The 14,405-nt window shown below is 67.1% G+C and carries 13 protein-coding genes; 7 read left to right on the top strand and 6 right to left on the bottom strand.

All coding sequences use genetic code 11. The annotated features are described in order from the left end of the window. The 3 genes from K5880_RS16465 to clpB all read left to right on the top strand — a co-directional run bounded on the left by K5880_RS16465 (position 1) and on the right by clpB (position 3,966). Positions 1-474 carry a molybdenum cofactor biosynthesis protein MoaE gene (locus tag K5880_RS16465; RefSeq protein ID WP_297654682.1) on the top strand — a complete coding sequence of 158 codons (474 nt, stop codon included), beginning with the start codon at positions 1-3 and terminating at the stop codon, positions 472-474. A gap of 19 nt (positions 475-493) precedes the next feature. Then, positions 494-1,255, top strand: a complete 762-nt coding sequence (locus tag K5880_RS16470) for a GNAT family N-acetyltransferase (protein ID WP_297654685.1) — start codon at positions 494-496, stop codon at positions 1,253-1,255. A 92-nt stretch (positions 1,256-1,347) separates the two neighbouring features. Then, positions 1,348-3,966 carry an ATP-dependent chaperone ClpB gene (clpB, locus tag K5880_RS16475; protein WP_297654688.1) on the top strand — a complete coding sequence of 873 codons (2,619 nt, stop codon included), beginning with the start codon at positions 1,348-1,350 and terminating at the stop codon, positions 3,964-3,966. Between the two features lie 13 nt (positions 3,967-3,979). Here clpB and K5880_RS16480 read toward each other — a convergent pair whose 3' ends face one another. Genes K5880_RS16480 through dctP form a run of 3 tightly spaced genes read right to left on the bottom strand, consistent with a single transcriptional unit; the run spans position 3,980 to position 6,876 of the window. Beyond that, entirely contained in the window at positions 3,980-5,287 is a 1,308-nt protein-coding gene (locus K5880_RS16480; RefSeq protein ID WP_297654691.1) for a TRAP transporter large permease, read from the bottom strand. Between the two features lie 55 nt (positions 5,288-5,342). Next, positions 5,343-5,861, bottom strand: coding sequence for a TRAP transporter small permease (locus tag K5880_RS16485; RefSeq protein WP_297654694.1), 519 nt, complete (start codon positions 5,859-5,861; stop codon positions 5,343-5,345). A 10-nt stretch (positions 5,862-5,871) separates the two neighbouring features. Beyond that, entirely contained in the window at positions 5,872-6,876 is a 1,005-nt protein-coding gene (gene dctP, locus K5880_RS16490; RefSeq protein WP_297654700.1) for a TRAP transporter substrate-binding protein DctP, read from the bottom strand. A 114-nt stretch (positions 6,877-6,990) separates the two neighbouring features. On the opposite strand from dctP, the gene K5880_RS16495 reads away from it, so the two are divergent. Then, the gene (locus K5880_RS16495; RefSeq protein WP_297654703.1) at positions 6,991-7,710 is read left to right on the top strand and encodes a GntR family transcriptional regulator; all 720 of its coding nucleotides are present in this window, start codon (positions 6,991-6,993) and stop codon (positions 7,708-7,710) included. A 46-nt stretch (positions 7,711-7,756) separates the two neighbouring features. On the opposite strand, the gene K5880_RS16500 is transcribed toward K5880_RS16495, so the two are convergent. Then, positions 7,757-8,020: a hypothetical protein gene (locus tag K5880_RS16500; protein WP_297654705.1), complete on the bottom strand. Its 264-nt coding sequence runs from the start codon at positions 8,018-8,020 to the stop codon at positions 7,757-7,759. 89 nt (positions 8,021-8,109) lie between these two features. Next, a complete protein-coding gene (locus K5880_RS16505) occupies positions 8,110-8,946 on the bottom strand; it encodes a helix-turn-helix transcriptional regulator (RefSeq protein WP_297654708.1) in 837 nt (278 codons plus the stop codon). 74 nt (positions 8,947-9,020) lie between these two features. Between K5880_RS16505 and K5880_RS16510 the strand changes: the two genes are divergently transcribed. Both K5880_RS16510 and K5880_RS16515 read left to right on the top strand, forming a co-directional pair. Next, complete coding sequence (locus K5880_RS16510; RefSeq protein WP_297654710.1) at positions 9,021-10,262, top strand: MFS transporter; 1,242 nt, start codon at positions 9,021-9,023, stop codon at positions 10,260-10,262. Positions 10,263-10,423: 161 nt separating this feature from the next. Continuing rightward, complete coding sequence (locus K5880_RS16515; RefSeq protein ID WP_297654713.1) at positions 10,424-12,919, top strand: DUF1631 family protein; 2,496 nt, start codon at positions 10,424-10,426, stop codon at positions 12,917-12,919. 25 nt (positions 12,920-12,944) lie between these two features. Here K5880_RS16515 and K5880_RS16520 read toward each other — a convergent pair whose 3' ends face one another. After that, positions 12,945-13,481: a peroxiredoxin-like family protein gene (locus K5880_RS16520; RefSeq protein ID WP_297654715.1), complete on the bottom strand. Its 537-nt coding sequence runs from the start codon at positions 13,479-13,481 to the stop codon at positions 12,945-12,947. Positions 13,482-13,574: 93 nt separating this feature from the next. On the opposite strand from K5880_RS16520, the gene K5880_RS16525 reads away from it, so the two are divergent. After that, positions 13,575-14,399 (top strand): AraC family transcriptional regulator, encoded by an 825-nt coding sequence (locus K5880_RS16525; RefSeq protein ID WP_297654719.1) that lies wholly within the window; start codon positions 13,575-13,577, stop codon positions 14,397-14,399. Positions 14,400-14,405: the final 6 nt, after the last annotated feature.

Raw genomic sequence — 14,405 nt, forward strand, 5'->3', positions numbered from 1 at the left:
ATGGGTGCACGTGTTTCGATCCAGACCGGGGACTTCGACCTGTCCGCCGAGGTGGCGCAGCTGCGGCTGAACGACGCTCGCGTCGGTGCGGTCTGCAGCTTCATCGGCACCGTGCGGGACCGCAACGACGGCCAGGGTGTGCAGTCCATGGAACTGGAACATTACCCCGGCATGACGGAAAAATCGATCGAAGCCATGATCGACGAGGCGTTCAAGCGCTTCGATCTCCATGGCGCGCGCGTGATCCACCGCGTGGGCCTCCTGCAACCGCTGGATCAGATCGTTCTGGTCGCCGTCACATCGGCGCACCGCGGCCAGAGTTTCCAGGCCTGCGAGTTCCTGATGGACTACCTCAAGACCCAGGCGCCGTTCTGGAAAAAGGAGCAGACGCCCGAAGGTGCGCGCTGGGTCGATGCGCGCGTGAGCGACGATGCCGCGCTCGCACGCTGGGGCATCGAGGCACGCAACGGCTGAGCCCCGGCGGCACGTGTTCATGCACCTCACCGCCACCGGTATCGAAGCCATCGAACGCGCCACGCTGCAGGCGGTACCGCCCGAGGTGGTGGAAGAACTGCCCGGCTGGTTGCTGCCCATGGACCACGGCACGGTGGGCCGTGCGCGCAGTGCCGTGCCGCTGCATCACGGTGAGCCCGATCTGGCGCTGCTGCCCACCATCCTGGCGCGCTACGAGGCCCGTGGTTTCGAGGCCGCGTTTCGCCTGCCCGAAGCACCGCCGTTCGAGGCATGGCAACGCGAACTGCGCGCCCGGGGCTTTCTGCACCAGCACCCCACGCTGACGCAGACCTGCGCCATTGCCGACCTGACGCTGCCGGTGCCGGCTGCCGGCATGGCACTGGACCCGGCACCGGACGCCGCCTGGATGGCCATGTTCCTGGGTGAAGGCCTGGATCCCGAGGACGGTGCCTGCCGTTCCCGCATGCTCAGCCGCGCCACCGACATGCGCTATGCCAGCGTGCGCGAGGACGGCCTCACGCTGGCCTGCGGTGCCGCCTCGTTCGGTCAGGGCTGGCTGGGCGTGCACGGCATGCGCACGGCGGCCGCGCAGCGCGGGCGCGGCCTGGCCGGCGCGCTGCTGGGCGCGATGGCGCAAGAGGCAACCCACCGGGGCATCGGGCGCGTGTTTCTGCAGGTGGACGCCAGCAACTCGCCCGCGCTCTCGCTCTACCGTCGGCTGGGCTTCACGACCGCGTGGCCCTACGCCTACTGGCGCCGCGCGCAGCCGCCGAAGCTTTGATCTGCGTCAGGCCCGGCACGTGGTCCGAGCCTTGAAAATGATCGCATCAGCGCCATGTGCGATGCAGTTCTGAATACCCGGAGAGCCCATCCATGCGTCTCGACAAACTCACCACCAAGTTCCAGGAAGCCCTGGGCGAAGCCCAGACCTTGGCGCTCGGCGCCGACCATGCCTACATCGAACCTGCCCACCTGTTGCTGGCGCTGCTGCGCCAGGCCGACGGTCCGCAATCGCTGCTGCAGCGCGCGGGCGTGAACATGCCAGGCCTGGCCAAGGCCACCGAGGCCGCGGTCAAACGCCTGCCCGAGGTGCAGGGGCAGGACCAGGTGCAGGTGGGCCAGGATCTGGCCAGACTGCTGCAGGCCACCGAAAAGGAAGCCATCAAGCGCGGCGACCAGTTCGTCGCCAGCGAGCTGTTCCTGCTGGCTGTGGCGGACAGCAAGGGCGAGCTCGGCCGCATTGCCAACGAGAACGGCCTGAACCGCAAGAGCCTGGAATCGGCCATCACCGCGGTTCGCGGCGGCCAGAAGATGGACAGCCCCGAGGCCGAAGGCCAGCGCGAGGCGCTCAAGAAATACACGCTGGACCTCACCGAGCGTGCACGGCTGGGCAAGCTCGATCCGGTGATCGGGCGCGACGACGAGATCCGCCGCGCCATCCAGGTGCTGCAACGCCGCACCAAGAACAACCCGGTGCTGATCGGCGAGCCCGGCGTGGGCAAGACAGCCATCGTCGAAGGTCTGGCGCAACGCATCGTGGCCGGCGAGGTGCCCGACTCGCTCAAGGGCAAGCGCGTGCTCAGCCTGGACATGGCTGCGCTGCTGGCCGGCGCCAAGTTCCGCGGTGAGTTCGAGGAGCGCCTTAAGACGGTACTGAACGAGCTCGCCAAGGACGAGGGCCAGACCATCGTCTTCATCGATGAGCTGCACACCATGGTGGGCGCCGGCAAGGCCGAGGGCGCGATGGACGCGGGCAACATGCTCAAGCCGGCGCTGGCGCGCGGTGAGCTGCACTGCGTGGGCGCCACCACCCTCGACGAGTACCGCAAGTACATCGAGAAGGACGCAGCGCTCGAGCGTCGCTTCCAGAAGATTCTGGTGGGCGAGCCCAGCGTGGAGGCCACCATCGCCATCCTGCGCGGCCTGCAGGAAAAGTACGAGGTGCACCACGGCGTGCAGATCACCGACCCGGCGATCGTGGCCGCGGCGGAGCTGAGCCACCGCTACATCACCGACCGTTTCCTGCCCGACAAGGCGATCGACCTGATCGACGAGGCCGCGTCCAAGATCAAGATCGAACTCGACTCCAAGCCCGAGGTGATGGACCGGCTCGACCGCCGCCTGATCCAGCTGCAGATCGAACGCGAGGCCGTGCGCCGCGAAAAGGACGAGGCCTCGCAGAAGCGCTTCGGCCTGATCGAGGAGGAGATCGGCCGGCTGGAGAAGGAAATTTCCGACTACGACGAAATCTGGAAGTCGGAGAAGGCTGCAGCGCTCGGCTCCAAGGACGTGATGGAAGAGATGGACCGCATCCGCTCGCAGATCAAGACCTTCACCGACAAGGGTGACTTCAACAAGGTCGCCGAGTTGCAGTACGGCAAGCTGCCTGAACTGGAGAAGCGGCTGAAGGACGCACAGGCCGTGGAGTCCGGCAAGGCGCAGAACAAGGACGGCAAGGGCCGCCCGCAGTTGCTGCGCACGCAGGTCGGGGCCGAGGAAATTGCCGAGGTGGTGGCGCGTGCCACCGGCATCCCGGTGTCCAAGCTGATGCAGGGCGAGCGCGACAAGTTGCTGCTGATGGAGGGCAAGCTGCACGAGCGCGTGGTCGGCCAGGACGAGGCCATCGGTGCCGTGGCCAATGCCATCCGCCGCTCGCGCTCGGGCCTGTCCGATCCGAACCGCCCGACCGGCTCCTTCCTGTTCCTGGGCCCGACCGGCGTGGGCAAGACCGAGTTGTGCAAGGCGCTGGCCGGTTTCCTGTTCGACAGCGAAGACCACCTGGTGCGCATCGACATGAGCGAGTTCATGGAGAAGCACTCCGTGGCCCGTCTCATCGGCGCGCCACCCGGCTACGTGGGCTACGAGGAGGGCGGTTACCTGACCGAAGCGGTGCGTCGCAAGCCCTACAGCGTGCTGCTGCTCGATGAGGTGGAGAAGGCCCACCCCGACGTGTTCAACGTGCTGCTGCAGGTGCTCGACGACGGCCGCCTGACCGACGGCCAGGGTCGCACCGTGGACTTCAAGAACACTGTGATCGTCATGACGAGCAACATCGGCTCGCACATGATCCAGGCCATGGTGGGCGAGTCGTACGAAGATGTGAAGGACGCGGTATGGGGCGAGCTGAAGAACCACTTCCGCCCCGAGTTTCTCAACCGCATCGACGAGACAGTGGTGTTCCACGCGCTTGACGCAAAGCACATCGAGTCGATCGCCGCGATCCAGCTCAAGGTGCTCGAAGCGCGCCTGGCGAAGATGGACCTGCACCTGCAGGTGTCGCCCGCTGCGCTGGCCGAGCTGGCCAAGGTCGGCTTCGACCCGGTGTTCGGTGCGCGGCCGCTCAAGCGCGCGATCCAGCAGCGCATCGAAAATCCGCTCTCGAAGTTTCTGCTGGAGGGGCGCTATCCGCCGAAGTCGTCGATTCCGGTCGACGTGGACCCGGTGCGCGACCCCGGGGTGTTCCAGTTCGGGGACGCGCAGCAGCCCGCCTGAGCGGTGGCGCGGCTCAACCCATGAGCTTCTGCGGCAGCCAGGTCGCGAGTTCAGGGAACACGCACAGGATCACGATCGCGAGCACCATGCACAGCATGAAAGGGATGGCCCCTTTCAGGATGGTGGGCAGGCGCACGTCGGGCGTGATTCCGTTGATGACAAACAGGTTCAGGCCTACAGGCGGCGTGATCAGGCCCAGTTCCATGTTGATGGTGAGGATCACGCCGAACCAGATCGGGTCGAAGCCCGCGGCCGTGATCACCGGCATGAGGATGGGTGTGGTCATCAGGATGATGGCCGCCGGTGGCAGGAAGCAGCCCGCCACCAGCAGCAACACGTTGATGGCCGCCAGCACCACCCACTTGTTGACCTGCAGCTCACCAATCGCCTCGGCCACCGACTGCGTGACCTGCAGTGAAGACATCATGTAGCCGAACAGGATCGAGGTGCCGATGATCAGCAGCAGCATGCCGGATTCGCGCAGGCCGTCGCGCAGGATCACCCACAGATCCATCGGCTTCCAGACGCGGTAGATCACGATCACCATCACCAGGCACAGCGCGGCTCCCACGCCAGCGGCTTCGGACGGCGTGGCGATGCCGCCGTAGAGCGCGTAGACCACGCCGACGATCACCACGATGAAGGGCAACAGACGGGGCAGCAGCTCGAGCTTTTCCTTCAGGCTGTAGATGCGATCGTGGTCCAGCAGCACGGTCCCGCGTTTCCAGCTCAGGAACAGGGCCCATGCCATGAACAGACCGGTGAGCAGCAAGCCCGGAATCACCCCCGCGAGAAACAGCCGCCCGATCGATGTCTCGGACGCGATGCCATAAAGGATCATGGTGATGCTGGGCGGGATCAGGATGCCCAGCGTGCCACCTGCCGCGATGGCACCGGTGGCCAGATCGGCGTCGTAGCCACGTTTGCGCATCTCGGGAATGCCCATCTTGCCGATGGCTGCGCAGGTGGCGGGTGACGAACCGGTGAGCGCGGAAAACAGCGCGCAGGCGCCGATGTTGGAGATCACCAGTGACCCCGGCACGCGGTGCAGCCAGCGCGACAGCGCTTCATACAGATCACTGCCGGCGCGCGACGACGCCACCGCCGCGCCCATGATGATGAACATGGGCAGCGAGACCAGCGTGAAATCGCTCAGGCCCGCGAAGATGGTCTCGGGCACGAAGTGCACGCTGTTCCAGCCGTCGAACATCACCATGAACAGCAGGGCCACAGCACCCAGACCGAAGGCGATCGGCAGGCCGGTGGCCAATACCAGGATCGTGACCACGAAAATCAACAGGCCGATGGCAAGGGCACTCATGAGGGATCCCGCAAACAGGAGAAGAAGACAGGCAAGGGCTGGGCAGGCGCGCAGATCACAGATGGTCTTCCGGCGTCAGCCCGAACGGGTCCTCGCGCTGTGTCCACACCATCCAGATTTCCGCCAGGTACTGCAGGCACAGCAGACCCAGGCCCACGGGCACGGCCAGGTAGGGAATCCACAGCCGGGCGCGCCAGATCGACGCCGTGGTCAGCCCGGTGGCCCAGCTCTCGTGCCACCAGGGCACGGCGGCATAGAGGAAGAAGCCGCAGAACGTCACCCCGATCAGGCTGCCCACGAGATGCAACCAGCGGCGGGCGGCCGGACGCAGCACGAGCGGCAGCACGTCGACCGCCACATGGCCGCGGGTGAGGAGGATGTAGGGCGCGCCGATGAAGGCCGAGGCCACCAGAGCGTAGGTGACGAACTCCGTCTGCCAGATCGACGACTCGCCCAGCACGGCGCGCACGAATACCATGTGGCACACCACGAAGATCGACACCAGCAGCAGCGCGGCGGCCACCACGCCCAGCAGGCGTGAGGCGCCATGCACCAGCGCCACCCAGGTCGGCATGTGGCCGGTTTTACTTGACACTCAAGGCCTTCTCGATGAGCTCCTTGCCACCGGGTACCTTCTCGGAGAAGAGCTTGTAGGAGGTCTTCTGTGCCACGTCGCGCCAGGCCTGGGCCTCGGCATCGGTAAGCGTCACCACCTGGACGTTGTTCTTCTTGTAGGTCTCGACCATGGTGTCGTCAAGCTTCTTCGACTCCGCATTGAAATAGGCCTCGGCCTTCTTCGATGCGGCGGTCAGCGCCTTCTTCTGCGCGTCGTTGAGCCCGTCCCAGCTCTTCTTGGAAATCAGCACCGGCTCGTACATGAACCACAGCGCGTTGTCGCCCGGTGCGGTGAGGCACTTGAGCTGCTCGTACAGACGGAACGAGACGAAGCTGCCACTGGACGTGTCGGTGGCCTGGGCCACGCCTTGCTGCAGCGCGCTGTACACCTCGCTCGACGGAATCGCCACGATCGAGGCGCCCGCGCCCGCCCACATCTGGGCAAAGGTCGCGCCGGCGGAGCGCACTTTCAGCCCGGAGGCGTCTTCCGGCTTGCGGATGCATTTGTCCTTGCTGCCGAAGGCGCCGGCCAGCCAGGCGTCGGCCAGCACCTTGGCGCCACCCTGTTCGATGATGGCCTTGATGTCCGTCATGAAAGGCGAGGCGTTGATGCGCTGCGCGTGTTCGTGGCTCTTGACCAGTCCCGGCATCAGCGTGGCGCCGAACTGGGGGTGAAAGCCCGATGCGTAGTCCAGCGGGAACGAGGTCATGTCGATCTGGCCGGTCTGCATGGCCTTCCACTGTTCGGTGGCCTTGACCAGGCTGGAACCCGGAAACACCTTGATCGTCATGTCCACCTTGGCGGCCGCGACTTCGCGGGCAATCATCTGCACCATCTCGTCGCGAACGTCGCCCTTGCCACCCGGAAACTGGTGCGAGGCCTTGAGCACCACCTCGGCCATTGCACCGGTGGACACGGCGGCGAGCAGGGCCGCGGCGAGGGCGCTGCGCGCCAGGTTGCTTGCGTTCTTCATCTTTGTCTCCAGGTTGGTAAGGGTTGTTGTATAAATGACGCCAAATGTTATATGCAACAAAAACCGGCCCCGCCTAGGACAAACCCCGACACCAACGAGAAAACGAGCGACCGCATGAGCGCCACACCCCCCAACCGCTCACGCGTGCAACGAGTGCGCGAGGAACTCGAGGACGACATCGTCAACGGGCGCCTGCTGCCGGGTGAGCAGGTTCAGGTGGAGCAGCTGGTGGCGCGTTTCGGCGTGTCGCGTACGCCTGTGCGCGAGGCCCTCCAACAACTGGAGGCCAGCGGACTGGTCGAGGTGCAGCCCAAGCGCGGCACCTATGTGTCGCGCTTGGGCATGCCCGAGTTGATCCAGATGTTCGAAGTGATGGCCGAGCTGGAGGCGTTCTGCGCACGGCTGGCCGCGCGCCGCGCGCACGAGGCCGATCTGTGCGAGATCGAGGCGGCGCTGGCGCAGTGCGAAGCCGAGGCCGCGTCCGGGAACGTCAATGCCTACTACTACGCCAACGAACACTTCCACCAGCTGATCTACCACGCGTGCGGCAATCCGTTCCTGGTGCAGCAGACACTGGGCCTGAAGAACCGGCTCAAACCATACCGGCGCCTGCAACTGCAGATGCGCAACCGCATCGCGCAGTCGCTCGACGAGCACCGCCAGGTGGTGGCCGCCCTGCGTCGCGGCGACAGCGAAGCGGCGGCCGAGGCGGCGCGCGCGCATGTGCTGGTGCAGGGGCAGCGCTTTACCGACCTGATGAGCCTGACCGAAAGGCCGGCGTCACCGGCTGTGCCGCCAGCGTCGCCGCGCAAGCGGGAAAGTCTGAGCGCCTGAGCGAGGCCTGCCGGATCGAATGGCCACCAGGCGCGGCCCGCGCGCCTCAGGCCACCATGGAGGTGTCGTCGTCGGCCACCACAGCCGGCGACAGCGTCTGCAACTGCAGATAGCCGCGTTGCTGCAACCGGGCTGCGAGGTCGGTCACATCGGCGCCCAGCAGCAGGGACAACTCCATCTCGCTGCGCCGCCCGTTGGCCATGAGGAGCAGGGTGTGGGCCTGGCGGCCCACCACCTCGGGGCGGGCCAGCGCCTCCCAGGCGCGCGGCGTCTTGGCGTAGCGCTGAATGCCACTCATGGTCGTCGTCATCTTGCTCTCCCTGATACCTGCCGCAGCGTGTGACCTGCCGCAACGCCATGCTGCCCGCCGGATGTGACAGCAGGATGAAGCCGGGCAGGTCAGCCCACGCCGCCGGACTGCAGGCCCCAGCGCGTGGGCGGCTGACCCATGGCTGCCTTGAACATGGCGCTGAATGCGCTGTCGCTGGCATAGCCGGTGGCGGCTGCCACCTGGCCGATGGGCACACCGCGCGCGAGCAGCGGCAGCGCGTGCGCCAGCACCGCCTGCTGGCGCCACTGCTGGTAGGTGGTGCCCAGCTCTTCGCGGAACAGCCGCGCCACCGTGCGTTCGCTCGCGCCGGTGTCGGCGGCCCACTCGGCCAGGGTGGCGCGCTCGCCAGGCGCGTTGAGCACCGACTCGCACAGCGCGCGCAGGCGCTTGTCGCGCGGCAGCGGCACGCCCAGCGGCTGGGTGTCAGCGTGAGCGAGTTCGTCCAGTACGAGGCCGGTGAGCAGGCGGTCGCGCGCCGGCTCGGCGGCACGGCGCGAGTCTGCATCCATGGCCTGCACCAGCTCGCGCAACAAGGCCGAGACCACGATCATGCGGCAGCTCTGCCAGACCGCGGGCGTGGCCCCGGCATGCACGTACAGGGTGCGCAACTCGGCGTCCTCGCGCACCGTGACAGCGTGGCGCGTGCCGGGTGGTATCCACACGGCGCGCGAGGGCGGCACGATGTAGGTGACGGCCTGCAGGTTGGTTTCGTCGGGCACCGTCATCACCTGCACGATGCCGGTGGCGCAGTAGGCGAGCTGGCCCCAGGGGTGGCGGTGCGGTTCGAAGTGGGTGTCGGCGCTGAGTGCGCGCGCCCGCACGCGCACCGGGCGCCCCTCGTCGGGCGTGAAGGGGTCGGAATCCCCCAGCGGCGTTGGGCGGGGACGGCGGCGCGGCGCGGGCATGGATTGGCGGGTATTCGTGGAAAGCTGTCGGATCGTCGCAATCCGGCAGAACCGCATGAGTCTACGATCCCGCCATGTCCTCATCAAGCACCGCCCATCCCTTGCCCACCACGGCTTTGCGCCAGGACGCCAGCCTCATAGGCCTGGTCGGGCTGGCGCACATGATCAGCCACTTCAGCCAGTTGCTGCTCGCGCCACTGTTTCCCTGGTTGAAGGACGCGCTCAACGCCAGCTATGCCGAACTGGGTTTCCTGATGACGATCTTCTTCGTGGTCTCCTGCGCGGTGCAGACGGCCTCGGGCTTCGTGGTCGACCGCTTCGGCCCGCGGCCGGTGCTGTTCGGCGGGCTGGCGCTGCTGGGTCTGGCGGCGTTCGGCTTCGCGGCCAGCACGGGCTACTGGATGATGGCCTTTTTCGCCATCGTGGCCGGCACCGGCAACGGCGTGTTCCACCCGGTGGACTACACACTGCTCAACCGCAAGGTGAGCGCGCCCCGCCTGGGGCATGCCTACAGCGTGCACGGCATCACCGGCAGTCTGGGCTGGGCACTGGCACCGGCCATGATGGTGCCGATCGCCTTCGCATTCTCCTGGCGTGTGGCGCTCGCCAGCGCGGGCGTGCTGGCCTTCGCGGTTCTGGCAGTGCTGTGGTTCAACCGTGAGCGCCTGAGCCTGCCGGCCGCTCCCCGGCCCGCGGCCGGCTCGGTGCATGTAGCGGGCGAGGACCCGATGGCCTTCCTGCGTATTCCGGCGGTGTGGATGTGCTTCGGCTTCTTCTTTTTCTACGCCATGTCGTTGAGCGTGGTGCAGGCCTTCGCGCCCGAGGCCGCGCGCCAGCTGCACGGCGTGCCGCTGGCGCTGGTGGCGGTGTGCCTGACGACCTACATGCTGTGTGCTGCCGGTGGCATGGTGCTGGGCGGCTTCCTGGCTTCAGATCCCGCTCGCTGCGAGCGCGTGGTGGGCGTGGGTTTCGGCCTGGCCGCCAGCATCGCGCTGGTGCTGGCGCTGGCCGATGTGCCGTCGGCGGCGGTGCCGGTGCTGTTTGGTGCCATGGGATTCTCGGCGGGCATCGCAGGGCCGTCGCGTGATCTTCTGGTGAAGAAGTCCACGCCCGACAACGCCACCGGCCGCGTGTACGGCGTGGTGTATTCGGGTCTGGACATTGGCCAGGCAATCTCGCCACTGATCTTCGGCGTGCTCATGGACCACGGCCAGTTCCGCGGCGTGCTGATCGGGCTGGCGGTGGTGCAGGCGGTGCTCATCGCCAGTGCCTTCAACGTGCGGCGGGTGCGGCGCACGGCCCTGGTCGCCGCCTGAGGCCTTTCTTCTGCGGCCCGGCGGGAGCGTCCGCCGCCCAGCGCCGTGTTGCGCCCGGCTGCCGTTTATTTGTCGGGTGTCAAGCGGGCGCGCTGTCTCAGCAGGTATAAAAGCGACTTGATCCATTCCCCCACCTGCTGGCGAATCACCGCAGACCGCCCATGACGGTGCCTTCCCGTTTGCTGCAACAGTGCTTCCAGGAAGCACTCTCCGGCGCGCCCGAGATGCTGGCGCGCTGCGCCGACTCGGCCATCGCCAGCCTGCAGGCAGCGGAGAAGGCTTCCAAGGAAGTGGTGCAGCGCGACCGCCTTGCGCTGGCCTGGTGGGGCCTGCTGCAGAACAAGATCCAGTGGGGCCGGACGTTCCATCAGCACCTGCGCGACGCACTCATGGCCGCGCCCGAGGCCAACTCCTCGCGCCCGGCCCTGCTGTCGGAGTCCTCGCTGCTGTCACTGGTGGAGGATGACGCGGTCAACGAGTCGCTCGAATCGGCCCGGCTGGTGCATGGCCTCATGCCGGTGCTGGAGCAGCAGCTCGCGGTGCTCGATGCCCTGATGAGCTCGGTGATCGGCTTGCAGACCGTGCAGGCAGAGCGCAACCCGCTGCGGCCGTCGGTGTTCGTGCGCGCGCTGCGCGAGCTCATGTCCTCGGCCGAGTCCGAGCCCGAGGTGCGCGCCCTGTGGCTGCGCCACATGGACAAGGCGCTGGGCCACGAACTGCAGAAACTCTACGAACGCGTGGCGCTGATCCTGCAGCGTGCCAACGTGCAGGAAGCCGGCTACCGCGTGCGCCTGGTGGACGACGCAGGCGCCTCCACACGTTCGGGGGGGTTGTCCACCCGCTCGGGAGGTCTGGGCCTGTCCTCGCGCGCTGCCGGGTTGGGCGTCTCTCCCAACAGCCAGTGGCAGGAGCCGGGCTACGTGGGCAGCGGGCATGACATGCCCTCCTGGACCAGCGCCGAACACCTGCCGCCCATGCAGTCGCTCGGCCGCATGCAACCCGGTGTGGACCACCAGGTTTTTCATGAATTCCTCAACCAGGGGGGCAAACATTTCGACCGCCACCTGACCCCGGACTACTACGAGCAGGTGAGCGAGGAGCTCGCCGCGATCGAGGCCTTTGCAGCGATCCCCGTGCTCGACGAGTCCATGATCCTGGAGCAGCAGACCCAGTACCGCGACCTGCCGGTGGTGGACCGGCCCGCGCGCGAGATCGGCATCTCCAGCCAGTTGAGCCAGAAGGCCTGGGGCACCTACGCGGCCGCGCATGAGCGCTCGCGCGTGCTCATGCACCTCAAGCAGAAGGCGCAGCGCGTCAGCCAGGCCGTGGGCCTTGACCTGGTGCGCACCCTGGTCAGCCAGGTGGCGAGTGACCCGCTGCTGCTGGGCCCCGTGCGCGAGGCGGTGGTGGCGCTGGAGCCGGCGTTGTTGCGCCTGGCCATGGCCAACCCGAAGTTCTTCAATGAAGATGAGCATCCGGCGCGGCGGTTGATCGAGAGCGTGGCGCAGCGCAGCTTCAAGTTCAACGACGAATTCGCGGAAGAGTTCCACAGCTTCTTCCAGCCGGTGCAGCAGGCGTTCAAGGACCTCAACGACCAGGCCACCAACGATCCCGGTCCCTTTGCCGATGCCCTCGCCGCGCTGCGCGAAGGCTGGGCCGCGCAGGACCAGAAGGAACTCGCGCTGCAGGACAACAGCCTGCAGTCCATCCGCTACGCCGAGGAGCGCCAGGCGCTGGCCGACCAGATCGCCTGGGACCTGAGCCAGCGCCCCGACGTGGACAACGCGCCGGGGGTGATCCTGGATTTCCTCTACGGCCCCTGGTCGCTGGTGATCGCCTCGGCCAAGCTGGGCGATACCGAGGGCCAGAACGATCCCGGTGGCTTTCGCAAGATGGTCTCCAACCTGTTGTGGAGCGTGAAGAAGGAGGTCACGCTCAAGCGTCCCAAGGAGCTGTTCGCCATGGTGCCGGGCATGCTGGCCACGCTGCACGCCGGCCTGGACATGCTGGGCAAGACGCGCGAGGAAACCAAACCGTTCTTCGACGCGCTCATGCGCCTTCACCAGCCGGTGCTGGGCCTGCGCCGCGCGCGCATCCGAAACGACGCGAGCAACTCCGACCCGGTGCCGCTGGAAAGCGCGTCGATGTCGATGGAACTGGACGAAACCCTGCCAGCCACACCCGAGCAACGCAAGCCGCGGCCGAAGGCGCAGCCCTGGCTGGGCAAGAGCGAGATCGAGGCCGCGGGCTTCGAGGACACGCTGCCGACCGACTACGGTGACCTGATCGAAACCCAGGTGCAGGCCCGCGCCAGCGAAGACGATTCGCAGGCCGCTGCGCTGGCCGAAGAGGCCGAGCTGGAAGACATCAACGCCGCGGCCGTGCTGCTCGGTCTGCGCGAAGGCGACTGGGTGGATCTGTACTCGCGCCGCGAATGGCTGCGCGCCCAGCTCATCTGGGCCAGCAGCAAGGGCACGCTGTTCATGTTCGTGAGCCGCGGTAGCCGGCCGCACTCCATGACCAAGCGCAGTTGCGAACGCCTCATCGCAAGCCGCCTGCTGCGCCCGGTCAATGCCCAGGGCGTGGTGCAGAAGGCGCTGCAGGCCATGGCGGCCGAGTCACAGCAGCCGCGACGGGCAGAGTCCGAAGCGGCCTGATCCGGGCTGCCCTCCAGCCAGCGCCTCAGACTGCGCCGGTGTACTCGCCGCGTGCGGGGTAGTTCTTCGCAACCGCAAAATCCACCGCAGCGAGGAGCTCGTCGAAATGTGGGCGGGCGAACGGCATGGTCTGCACTGCTCCGTAGTAGAGGGTGCCGTCGGGGCGCACCAGGAACACGCCGGGCTCGGAGAACAGCGCGGGTTCCTCGATGCCGATGGACGTCGTGCCGCGCGAGGTGCTCACGTACAGGCCCCACTGGCGCGCCACCGCCAGCGGCAGGTCGTAGCCCATTCGCAGGTTCGGGGTGCTGAGCTTGTCCGCCATGGCCTTGGCCCGTTCGGCGCCGTCGCTTGACAGTGCGATCACCTTGAGACCGCGCTTGTCGAATTCAGGCAGCAGCCGCCCGAGTTCGAGCAGGTACTTGTGGCAAATGGGGCAGTGCAACCCGCGGTAGAAGACCACCACGGTGAAATGTTCGGCGGCGTCCTGGGCCAGGTCGAACGGACCATGGGCCAGCGTGGGCACCTGCAACGCAGGAACGGCTTGGCGCGGAATCAACATGAACAACTCCAGAAAAATTGACGATGCTGCACTGTAGCGCTGACGGTGAGACGATTGGTGTCTTTTCGTCTTCAATGATGGATAATTCGTCTCATGGTTGATCGGCTCTCCAGTCTCTTGCAGCGGTTTTCGCTGCGCGCTCACGTTCACCACGGAGGGGCACTGCGCGGGCCAATGAGCTTTGGCGAACACGGCAGCGACGGTCACCTGCACCTGGTGCGCGAGGGCGTGGTGATGCTCGTGGGGCCGGGGCGTCGCCGGCTCACGGTGGCAGCGCCCAGTCTGGTCTACCTGCCGCGCCGTGCTGCGCACCGGCTGATGGCCGCGCCTGGCGCGCAGGCCCAGGTCGTGTGCGCCTCGGTGTCGTTTGGCTCGGATCAGGAGAATCCCGTCCTGCGAGGCCTGCCGGCGCTGGTCTGCGTGCCACTGGCCGACATGCCGGGCCTGGACGTGGCGCAGGCGCTGCTGACGCAGGAGGCACTGGCCGGTCGCTGTGGCCAAGCCGCGGTGGTTGATCGTCTGGCCGAGGTGCTGGTGGTGCAGCTGCTGCGCTGGTGCATCGAGCGCGGCCAGGTGCACAGCGGCAGCCTGGCCGGCCTGGCCGACGCGCGTCTCTCGCGGGCCATCACAGCGATGCACGACGAGCCCTCCGAGCCGTGGACGCTGGACTCGCTCGCCCAGGTGGCCGGCATGTCGCGCTCGCGCTTCGCTGCACATTTCAAGGCGGTGGTGGGCCTGCCCGCGGCCGAATACCTCAAGCGCTGGCGCATCGACGTCGCCAAGGGCCTGCTGCGCCAGGGCCTGCCGATCAAGATCGTGGCCGGCGATGCCGGCTACGGCAGCACGAGCGCCTTCGGCAAGGCCTTCACGCAGGTGGAGGGCGCGTCGCCTTCAGAGTGGCGCGGACGTGTGCTGTAGGCACGT

Origin of the sequence: Hydrogenophaga sp. (genome assembly GCF_025699295.1) — a bacterium.
Lineage (GTDB): Bacteria > Pseudomonadota > Gammaproteobacteria > Burkholderiales > Burkholderiaceae_C > Hydrogenophaga.

Coding starts and splice junctions, on each gene's coding strand:
- K5880_RS16515 (WP_297654713.1), top strand. CDS start 10,424: ATGACGGTGCCTTCCCGTTTGCTGCAACAGTGCTTCCAGGAAGCACTC.
- K5880_RS16525 (WP_297654719.1), top strand. CDS start 13,575: ATGGTTGATCGGCTCTCCAGTCTCTTGCAGCGGTTTTCGCTGCGCGCT.
- K5880_RS16480 (WP_297654691.1), bottom strand. CDS start 5,287: ATGAGTGCCCTTGCCATCGGCCTGTTGATTTTCGTGGTCACGATCCTG.
- K5880_RS16505 (WP_297654708.1), bottom strand. CDS start 8,946: ATGCCCGCGCCGCGCCGCCGTCCCCGCCCAACGCCGCTGGGGGATTCC.
- K5880_RS16465 (WP_297654682.1), top strand. CDS start 1: ATGGGTGCACGTGTTTCGATCCAGACCGGGGACTTCGACCTGTCCGCC.
- K5880_RS16500 (WP_297654705.1), bottom strand. CDS start 8,020: ATGACGACGACCATGAGTGGCATTCAGCGCTACGCCAAGACGCCGCGC.
- K5880_RS16510 (WP_297654710.1), top strand. CDS start 9,021: ATGTCCTCATCAAGCACCGCCCATCCCTTGCCCACCACGGCTTTGCGC.
- K5880_RS16470 (WP_297654685.1), top strand. CDS start 494: ATGCACCTCACCGCCACCGGTATCGAAGCCATCGAACGCGCCACGCTG.
- K5880_RS16495 (WP_297654703.1), top strand. CDS start 6,991: ATGAGCGCCACACCCCCCAACCGCTCACGCGTGCAACGAGTGCGCGAG.
- K5880_RS16485 (WP_297654694.1), bottom strand. CDS start 5,861: ATGCCGACCTGGGTGGCGCTGGTGCATGGCGCCTCACGCCTGCTGGGC.
- dctP (WP_297654700.1), bottom strand. CDS start 6,876: ATGAAGAACGCAAGCAACCTGGCGCGCAGCGCCCTCGCCGCGGCCCTG.
- clpB (WP_297654688.1), top strand. CDS start 1,348: ATGCGTCTCGACAAACTCACCACCAAGTTCCAGGAAGCCCTGGGCGAA.
- K5880_RS16520 (WP_297654715.1), bottom strand. CDS start 13,481: ATGTTGATTCCGCGCCAAGCCGTTCCTGCGTTGCAGGTGCCCACGCTG.